An 8,964-nucleotide genomic window follows, 5' to 3' on the forward strand; every position below is an offset into this window, starting at 1 on the left:
ACTTCACTCATCCTGTGAAGACGATGGTGTGAGGAATTCAGTGCTCGTATTACGGCATGCCGCCTGGGCTGCCGCCGTTTCATTTCCCCATGAGAATTGTTCGCTTCCAGCGACCGCTTTCCTTTGTTTGCCATCGCTTTTCTGCGTTATTCTGCGTTAGTATCGTGATCATCCACGACAGCAAAGCCCGCAATTTGCATCCTGACTGTTATTTAATTTGCATTTACATGGATCGCCTCCGATATGAACAAGATTCCCAGATCCAATACCTCTCCCATCTTGGTCGATGCGAGCCGGCGGCACCAGATTTTCCCCACGCTGAACAAACAGCAGATATTGCTGGCGAGCCGTTACGGCGAAAGGCGCAGCCTGCCGGCCGGCGAGACGATCTTCCGGCAAGGCGACCGGCATATCAGCCTGTATGTGATCATCTCCGGCCAGATAGAGGTGGAACGCGGCTCCGTCATCAAATCGAATGTGCTAGGCGTGCATGGTCCCGGCATGTTCACCGGCGAGATAGGCACGCTGGCTGGGCGTGCGGCGATTGCTACCGGAAGGACGCTTAGCGAATGCGAGGTGATCGTCATTGATGAAGCATCCTTGCGTGCCATGATCATCTCTGAGGCAGCGTTGTCCGAGACCATGATGCGCGCGTTTATTCTGCGCCGGGTCGCTTTCATTGCGGACGAGGAAAGCGGTGGCTTGGTGTTGATAGGATCATCGCATTCCGCCGATATTTTGCGCCTGCGCGAATTCCTGGCGCGTAATGGCCAGCCCGCTGCATATTTCGATATCGACCTCCACGAAGAAACGCAAGACCTGATGCAGCGTTTCGGCGTTGGACTGGAAGACTTGCCCGCTGTCGTGACGCCGGACGGCACGGTACTGAGCAAACCTACCAACCGTGAGGTGGCTGATGCGATGGGCCTGAGCCCGGACAAGCTGGACGGCAAGGCCTTCGATCTGGCCGTGGTAGGTGCAGGCCCGGCCGGGCTGGCTGCCGCAGTGTATGGCGCGTCGGAAGGCTTGAGCGTGGTCGTATTGGACAGCAAGGCGGCAGGCGGGCAGGCCGGCACCAGCTCCAAGATAGAAAATTATTTTGGTTTTCCTACCGGCATTTCCGGTCAGGCGCTGGCGGGCCGGGGCCTGTCGCAGGCGCGCAAGTTCGGCGCAGAGGTGGCGGTACCGGTGGAGGTGATGGCGCTGAACTGCGATGGAGAAAAAGAGTCGTTTGAGATCGAGTTCGACAACGGTGAAAAAATTAGCGCCAGGTCGGTTGTCATCTCTAGCGGCGCACGCTACAGGAAGCCGGAGATATCCAATCTGGCGGAGTATGAGGGGCGCGGAATCTATTACAACGCCTCCTATATGGAGGCGACCTTTTGCGCCAGCGAAGAGATCATTGTCGTCGGCGGCGGCAATTCGGCAGGGCAGGCGGCGGTGTTCCTTTCTGCCCACGCAAAGCATGTGCATATCTTCGTGCGTGCCGGAGGCCTGGCTGCCAGCATGTCGCACTACCTGATCCAGCGTATCGACGCTGCATGCAATATCACCCTGCACACCAAAACCCAGATCGTCGAGCTGCTGGGAGAAGACGGCTTGCAGCAGGTGCGCTGCCAGCACGCGGATGGAGAGCCTGAGACGATGGACGTCCGGCACGTCTTCCTGTTCCTGGGCGCGGAACCGAATACCGACTGGCTGGGTCGGTGCGTTGCACTGGACGACAAGGGATTTGTGCTGACCGGATCGCATATCGCCAAGGAAGACTGGGCATTGGAGCGTCCTCCGTATCCGCTGGAAAGCAGCCGCCCCGGCATTTTTGCGGTGGGCGATATCCGCAGCGGTTCGGTCAAGCGCGTAGCGGCGGCCGTAGGCGAGGGTTCGGCGGCAGTGCAGTCCCTGCACCAGTTCCTGGCAGAATAGGGAGGCCGTCGTTGCAAGCTAGCTTGCTGGCGATTTTCCGATGGATCTTGCAGGCCCTGTCCTACAGCATTTTTCTCCACCTCCTTTTAGCATGACTTATTGTGCGGGCAGGCAAGCATGCCTGCCGTGGTGCCGATTAAAAGGAGAAAAACATGGATGCAGTAACAGTGCGCCTGAGTTATGGCGACGGAGCGGGAACGGTGATTCGCCTGTCCCGGGTTCCTAATGCCGGAGAATCTGTCGCCCTCGGCTGGGACCAGAACATTCCCGCGCAGGTCTTCGAGGTGCTGGCAGTGCAGCACCTGGCTGAATCGATGCCGGAAGATCCTGAGAGCCTGGAAAAAGGGCAGAGGCCCGACTATGTTGCTATTCTTCAGGTGAAGAAGGGCCTGCCGGCCTGATCCAGAAGAATGCGCACGCGCTTGCCGCCAGCGCGGCCAGTGCGGCGATGACGCCGGCAATATGGAAGCCCGTTACCAGTTCGGTACCTTGCGAAGCCAGGATCATGCCGAGCAAGGCGGTGGCGATCAGGCCGCCCGAGCGCGCTACTGCGCTGTTAAAACCCGACGCGACGCCGGTATGGTCAGCATCCACGGAAGCCAGCACCGCGGTTGTCAGCGGCGCGACGGCGCCTGCCATACCCAGCGCAATCACCAGCATGGCCGGTAGCGTTGTTGTCCAGTAGCTGCTGCCGTTGCCGATGCGGGTTATGAGCAGGAAGCCTAAGGCGACAATCAGCGGTCCCAGCATCAGTGGCAAGCGCGGGCCGATCTTGCCTGCCAGGCGGCCTGCGCTGGACGATGCCAGCGCAATGACGATAGGCAGCGGAAGCAAGGCGGCGCCTGCGGCTGTCGCCGAATAGCCATCCACCTTGATCAGCACGAAAGGCACCAGCACCAGCAACGCGCCAAGCGCTCCGTATAGTAAAAATGTCAGCAGGTTGAGGCCTGTGAAGGCATGCGATGCAAACAGGGAAACCGGCAGCATGGCGTTGTCACCGGCGCGTTTTTCCACCCTCAGAAAAAACAGCAGCGTCACGATGCCTGTCGCGATGGCCGCCATCGCCGCGCTGCCAAGATGGCTTTCCGCAGAGGCCACCGTCAGGCCCCAGGTCAGGCAAGCCAGTCCAACGCTGGCCAGCAGCGCTCCCGCCAGATCCAATGCCGGCCTTGCGGGATTGGACTTATCGCGCAGGTAGCGCGCGCCCAGATAAAATGCCAGCGCTGCGATCGGCAGGTTTATCAGGAATATCGTTCGCCAGCCGACGACGTCGATCAGCCATCCGCCGAGCAGCGGGCCGATCGCGCCTGCGGCCGCGCCGACCGCAGCCCAGATGCCGATTGCCCTGCCGCGCTCTTCGCCGCTGAAATTGGCGCCTAGTATGGCCAGGCTGTTCGGCATCAACAGCGCCGCCCCTATGCCTTGAAGCACTCGCCCAGCAATCAGCCAGCCCAGCGAAGGGGCCGCTACACACAGCGCTGATGCCAGCGCAAACAAAAAGATGCCGGTCAAAAGCAGCCGTTTCCGTCCGAAACGGTCGCCCGCAGCACCGCCCAGCAAAAGCAGGGCGCTTAACGGCAACAGATATGCATTGACTACCCAGGACAGGCCCGCTGCGTCTGCACCAAGACTATGGCCGATAGCAGGCAGGCCTACGTTGACGACTGAGCCGTCAATGAAGGCCAGGCTGGAGGCAAGAATGGTCGTGGCAAGAACCAGGTGCGGATGGGCATTTGAGGTAGCGCCGGCTGGCGAAGTGGTTGCAGCCATGGGGCAATCGCAACCTGGCGGAAGGCTCGCGCTCATGGTTTTTCCGGTGATGCGCTGCTGCAGTACACACGGGACACACGACGTAGACAATGTCGTGTATGTCGGATTTCACATGATTCCGGCGCAAATATAAAAGTGGCGTGATTGTGCATTGTCACCAGACTAGCAGAAAAAACTACTTGTGCAACTCGGGCCTTCTTTCGCCGCAGCGTATTTGCGCCCGTGCGCATCTCCCCATGCGTCTCAATGACCATGTTTGCCGCTCTCTACCTCTATTTGCCAACGAATATGCATGCACTGGAGGAATAGCGTTCGGTGGCGAACATTGGGTATCTCCAGCGCGGGATATGATTCCCCAGAGTATGAAGCTGCAATCATTTTCGCACGCCGGTTTTCCGCCTTCTGGCCTACCACTAACCATTTATGCCCATGACAAGCCGTACAAGAAACCTGATCCTCCCCATGTTGATGATGTCGCCGTTACTGGCCCACGCCGGCCCGGCAGAGCAGGAGCTATTGCGTTGTTCCGCACTCGGCAACGCCAGTGAGCGGCTGAACTGCTTCGATGCATTGGCCAAGGCGGCCGCACCGACGGAGCCCAATGCAGTTACCGTTCCTATAAAGGCCGGGCTTGTACAGCAGCCTGAGGACATCGTCAAACTGGCACAGGTGAAAGAAGCAGCGCCTGAGTTGTCGCACATGTCACAGGAGTGGGAGCTGGATAAAGCGGCCAAACGCGGTCGGTTTACCTTCCGTCCATTACGCGATAATTATCTGCTGTTTGCCAATTTTAGCAATGCGACCAATGACCAGCCGTACAAGGACTTTACGCCCGCCGGCATCGAGGCCAAGCATGTAGAGCTTACCTATCAGCTGAGCTTCAAGGTCAAGATGGCGGAGGAGGTGGCCGGCTCGCCGGTCGATATCTGGGTAGGGTATACGCAGCAGAGCTTCTGGCAGGCGTACAACCGCAGCGCGTCCAGCCCCTTCCGGGAAACCAATTACCAGCCTGAAGTGATGGCTGTTGTTCCCATCAACAAAAGTCTTGGTATCTTTGACATCCGCTACGTCAATTTCGGTCTGGTCCACCAGTCCAACGGCCAGACATCAACGCTGTCGCGTAGCTGGAACCGCGTATATGCTGAGTTGGGACTGGAGCGCGGCAATTTTGGCCTGACCACGCGCATCTGGCATCGCCTGGACAACGCGAGATCCGACAATGACAATATCGATATCACTGACTACATGGGCCACGGCGATATCCGCGCCACGTACCGTGAAAAGAACGGCCAGGAATTCTCACTGATGGCGCGCCGCAACTTCAGCACCGGCCATGGCGCACTTCAGGCCGGCTGGGCCATTCCTATCGCCGCCAACCTGAAGGGTTATGTACAGCTGTTCGATGGCTACGGCCAAAGCTTGATCGACTACAACTATTCGCAGCGCTCAGTAGGCGCCGGATTGATGATGGACTTCTAAGACCGGGCCGGCCGGGTGCAAAGACTCAGAGTTCCGGCCAGGCAGTCTATTTTTTTGGGCGAAAAGCCGGCATGTTCTTGCGCCGCTTTTGCCAGTCGTAAGAGGAGGGCGGATCTGAAACGCCCGGATGTCCCACGGAATTCGGGTTTTCTGAGCAATAGGTGACAAATGAAACCGCACTCTCCGTGGCTGGATCGCCTGTGCGCTGCCTGAGCCTGAGCGATTCGGCAAACGCGATGACTTCCGTCAGCTTTGTGCCGTCAAATTCTTTATTCAACGGAGTTTTTGCCAGTTCTGTCTGGCCGGGGATGCGGATCAGTTCGATCCAATAGACTTGATACATTGATGCCTTCTGTTTTTGTTATTTTTTCCGTTAACGTCTTTCCGTTGTCGCTGGTTGACATTGTTAAGGGAGGGGAGCGCTTCTTTCGGTAATGTCAAAATAAGATAAAGTAATTCTTGACTATATGTTGCATATGCAACATACTGGCCCTATGAATGAAACTGCAAATACACCAATGGAAGAAGGGGTCATTAAAGAGGTAACTCTTAATTGCCTGGCTACCCGTACGCGCCGAATCTCCAGGGTTGTCACCGGGATTTATGATGAGGAACTGCGCCCGTTTGGGATTAACTCATCACAGTTCACCCTGCTTGTCGTCATCAGCAGGTTGGGGCCGGTGAGCCGTTCTGAAATAGGCCGCAATAACCATCAGGAACGTTCCACCCTTACGCGCAATCTTCAGCCCATACTTGCAGAAGGCTGGGCTGAAGAAATTCCGCACGCTGCAAGCGGGCGAAGCAGGCCGATTGCGGTTACACCGGCCGGCCGCTTGCTGCTGAATAACGCAGCACCGGCCTGGCGGGCGGCGCAGGCCAGGGCCAAGAAAATGTTCGGCGATATAGGCGCGGCCGCTATTATGGACATCGCAAATGAATTGCCTCAGCAGACTTTATAAAATTTGCTTTATGCATTTAACGTCCATGTTGCATATGCAATATGAGGCTTAGGTAAAGCAAATAAATATTTATGCTTTATGTTGTATATGCAACATAAAGCTGAAGCCGTCCATCTACTACTTGCTTTAATCAACACCCAACCAATGAGGGGTATATGCAATGACTATCATCAAAGCCGCAGCCGTACAAATCAGCCCTGTGCTCTACAGCCGAGACGGCACCGTAGAGAAGGTCATCCAGAAAATCATCGAGCTTGGACAGGAGGGCGTACAGTTCGCAACTTTCCCCGAAACGGTGGTTCCTTATTATCCGTATTTTTCTTTTGTGCAATCTGCTTACCAGATCAAGGTAGGGCAGGAATATCTGCGCCTGCTTGAGCAGTCTGTCACCGTGCCGTCTGCTACCACCGATGCCATCGGCGCGGCGTGCAAGCAAGCCGGAATAGTGGTGTCTATCGGTGTCAATGAACGTGATGGCGATACAATCTACAACACGCAACTGCTGTTCGACGCGGACGGCACGTTGATCCAGCGCCGCCGTAAAATCACGCCGACCTTCCATGAGCGTCTGATCTGGGGTCAAGGGGATGGTTCGGGCTTGCGCGCCGTCGATAGCGCAGTCGGACGTATTGGGCAGTTGGCATGCTGGGAGCATTACAATCCTCTGGCGCGCTACGCAATGATCGCGGATGGCGAGCAGATACACTCTGCCATGTATCCAGGCTCGTTTGCCGGAGACTTATTTTCGGAGCAGATGCAGGTCAGCATACGCCAGCACGCGCTGGAAGGTTCCTGCTTCGTCGTCAATGCGACCGCCTGGCTGGACCCAGACCAGCAGGCCCAGATCATGAAGGATACAGGATGTCCAATAGGCCCAATTTCCAGCGGCTGCTTCACGGCGATAGTTTCACCGGAAGGCCAGCTGATTGGTGAGCCTATCCGTTCCGGTGAGGGTGCAGTCATCGCCGACCTCGATTTCAAACTGATCGACAAACGCAAGCAGTTGATGGATGCTCGCGGCCACTATAGCCGTCCCGAGTTGCTCAGCCTGCTGATTGATCGCACACCTACTGCGCATATCCACGAGCGCAGCGCACATCCTAAATCGGTTGCCGCTGAAGACGTGAGCGCTCAGCTTGCGGTGAAAGCGTAAAGCGAGGGCCTAAGGCTTGTTGATGCCGTGCATGGAGCCGCTTATTGGAGGGAGGCGGATTCGTGCACGGCAGCATGCATGCCGGAACAATATCGGAATAAGTGCTCCAGCGGGTTACAAACGCCACACAGGGTTTGTCGTGGAGCTCTGACAGCATATCGCGGCGCGAAGCGCGGCAAGACCCTCTAAGGTTTTTTTCACACCCTGTGCCGCGGTCATGCCAGCACTCCTTTCTTGGCAACAGGCTATTTGCAGCGGGCATCAGGTGCCGCGCTTCATTGGCCTTATGGTCCCTTGGACCTGTTTTTTCGGGACCAGGGGCTGCTTCCATATTTATTCAGCAATGCCGCCGGTGGCGATACGGCCGGCGCTCACCATTTTTAACACCAGACAGTTGTTTTATTGAAAGCTTATATTGTGAAATCCAAATACTCGACCGGAGTAATATTTTGTTTGATCGCGACCCTTTCATGGGGCGGAATGTTTCCTGTCATGACATCGGCGCTGACACGTGTGGACCCTTTCCACTTTACTGCTATTCGCTATGCTATTGCCGGCCTGGCATTTGCCTTGCTCTTGTTGATGAAAGAGGGCTGGAAGAGCTTTAGCCTGAAAGGCGAGCGTGTTTTTCTTGCATGGGTGCTCGGTACTGCCGGATTCGCCGGGTTCGGGTTCCTGATGTTCCTGGGCCAGCAGCTTGCCGGCCCGACCGGTGCGCTGACAGCTTCTATCATATCGGCGACGGTGCCTTTGCTCAGTGTGCTGGCAAACTGGGCCATTCGCGGCGTCAAGCCGGCGAAGGCAACAACAGGGTTTATTTTGATGTCTTTCGTCGGGGTCGTACTGGTGATTACGGATGGGAATATCTCGGCCATGCTGTCGCATCCTGCGTCATTTGCGGCCTACCTGCCTCTGGTGGCAGGGGCTTTGTGCTGGGTCGTGTACACGCTGGGCGTCAGTTTTTTTCCGGCATGGTCGCCATACCGTTACACAACGTTGACGACGATTTTGGGGCTAAGCAGCGTTTTCTTTGTAACGATTTTTTTAAATCTGAGCGGGTACATTGTTACACCCGGAGCAGCCGATCTCGCCGCAATCGCACCCCACCTTTTTTATATGTCCTTGGTCGCAGGAGTGATAGGCGTTCTGAGCTGGAATATGGGTAATAATATTATTACGCCGCTTAACGGCGTGCTGTTTATGGATGTGGTTCCACTCACTACTTTCATTATTTCTGCGCTGACGGGCATTGTTCCTCATCCAGTCCAGATCGGCGGTGCATGCATCACCGCGGCCGCGTTGATATTGAACAACGTATATCAGCGCCGTCGACTGGCCGCCTTATTGAAGGCTTCAGCATTGCCGGCATAATTTTCGTTGATGTGTAATGCCTTTTCTGGCGGATGGATAAGCGCATGATTTTCATGCGCTTATCATGTGCTGATCATTCCTTGAAATGGATACAGACATTGGCATGGCAATTGCAGCGGCGCTTCTTGCCAGTCAAGGCCCGACGGACAAACTACTCAATAGCCTTGACCATATCCTCAATCACCTTCTTGGCATCGCCAAACACCATCATGGTCTTGTCCATGTAGAACAACTCATTGTCCAGCCCGGCATAACCGGACGCCATCGAGCGCTTGTTGACCACGATCGTCTTCGCTTTATAGGCCTCCA

Annotated in this window: 9 protein-coding genes; 6 read left to right on the forward strand and 3 right to left on the reverse strand. The window is 56.2% G+C overall.

The genetic code is table 11. The annotated features are described in order from the left end of the window. Positions 1-243: 243 nt before the first annotated feature. Both ACO0LO_RS26730 and ACO0LO_RS26735 read left to right on the forward strand, forming a co-directional pair. Positions 244-1,923 (forward strand): FAD-dependent oxidoreductase, encoded by a 1,680-nt coding sequence (locus ACO0LO_RS26730; RefSeq protein ID WP_422969187.1) that lies wholly within the window; start codon positions 244-246, stop codon positions 1,921-1,923. 152 nt (positions 1,924-2,075) lie between these two features. Then, positions 2,076-2,324, forward strand: coding sequence for a hypothetical protein (locus tag ACO0LO_RS26735; RefSeq protein WP_422969189.1), 249 nt, complete (start codon positions 2,076-2,078; stop codon positions 2,322-2,324). Here ACO0LO_RS26735 and ACO0LO_RS26740 read toward each other — a convergent pair. Continuing rightward, complete coding sequence (locus ACO0LO_RS26740) at positions 2,290-3,729, reverse strand: MFS transporter (protein ID WP_422969191.1); 1,440 nt, start codon at positions 3,727-3,729, stop codon at positions 2,290-2,292. The genes ACO0LO_RS26735 and ACO0LO_RS26740 overlap by 35 nt on opposite strands. 393 nt (positions 3,730-4,122) lie before the next feature. On the opposite strand from ACO0LO_RS26740, the gene ACO0LO_RS26745 reads away from it, so the two are divergent. Continuing rightward, on the forward strand, positions 4,123-5,172 hold the full coding sequence (locus ACO0LO_RS26745) for a phospholipase A (RefSeq protein WP_422969193.1): 1,050 nt from the start codon (positions 4,123-4,125) through the stop codon (positions 5,170-5,172). 46 nt (positions 5,173-5,218) lie between these two features. Here ACO0LO_RS26745 and ACO0LO_RS26750 read toward each other — a convergent pair whose 3' ends face one another. Further along, positions 5,219-5,515 carry a hypothetical protein gene (locus tag ACO0LO_RS26750; protein WP_422969195.1) on the reverse strand — a complete coding sequence of 99 codons (297 nt, stop codon included), beginning with the start codon at positions 5,513-5,515 and terminating at the stop codon, positions 5,219-5,221. Positions 5,516-5,666: 151 nt separating this feature from the next. On the opposite strand from ACO0LO_RS26750, the gene ACO0LO_RS26755 reads away from it, so the two are divergent. From ACO0LO_RS26755 to ACO0LO_RS26765, 3 genes are all read left to right on the forward strand, one after another. Continuing rightward, a complete protein-coding gene (locus ACO0LO_RS26755; RefSeq protein ID WP_422969197.1) occupies positions 5,667-6,131 on the forward strand; it encodes a MarR family winged helix-turn-helix transcriptional regulator in 465 nt (154 codons plus the stop codon). Between the two features lie 160 nt (positions 6,132-6,291). Then, a complete protein-coding gene (locus ACO0LO_RS26760) occupies positions 6,292-7,284 on the forward strand; it encodes a nitrilase-related carbon-nitrogen hydrolase (RefSeq protein ID WP_422969198.1) in 993 nt (330 codons plus the stop codon). Between the two features lie 417 nt (positions 7,285-7,701). Beyond that, positions 7,702-8,655, forward strand: coding sequence for a DMT family transporter (locus tag ACO0LO_RS26765; protein ID WP_422969200.1), 954 nt, complete (start codon positions 7,702-7,704; stop codon positions 8,653-8,655). Positions 8,656-8,806: 151 nt separating this feature from the next. Here ACO0LO_RS26765 and ACO0LO_RS26770 read toward each other — a convergent pair. After that, on the reverse strand, positions 8,807-8,964 hold a 158-nt coding region (locus tag ACO0LO_RS26770; RefSeq protein WP_422969212.1), incomplete at its 5' end, for an NAD(P)(+) transhydrogenase (Re/Si-specific) subunit beta.

This window comes from Undibacterium sp. TJN25, assembly GCF_049339885.1.
In the GTDB taxonomy this organism is placed as follows: domain Bacteria; phylum Pseudomonadota; class Gammaproteobacteria; order Burkholderiales; family Burkholderiaceae_D; genus Undibacterium.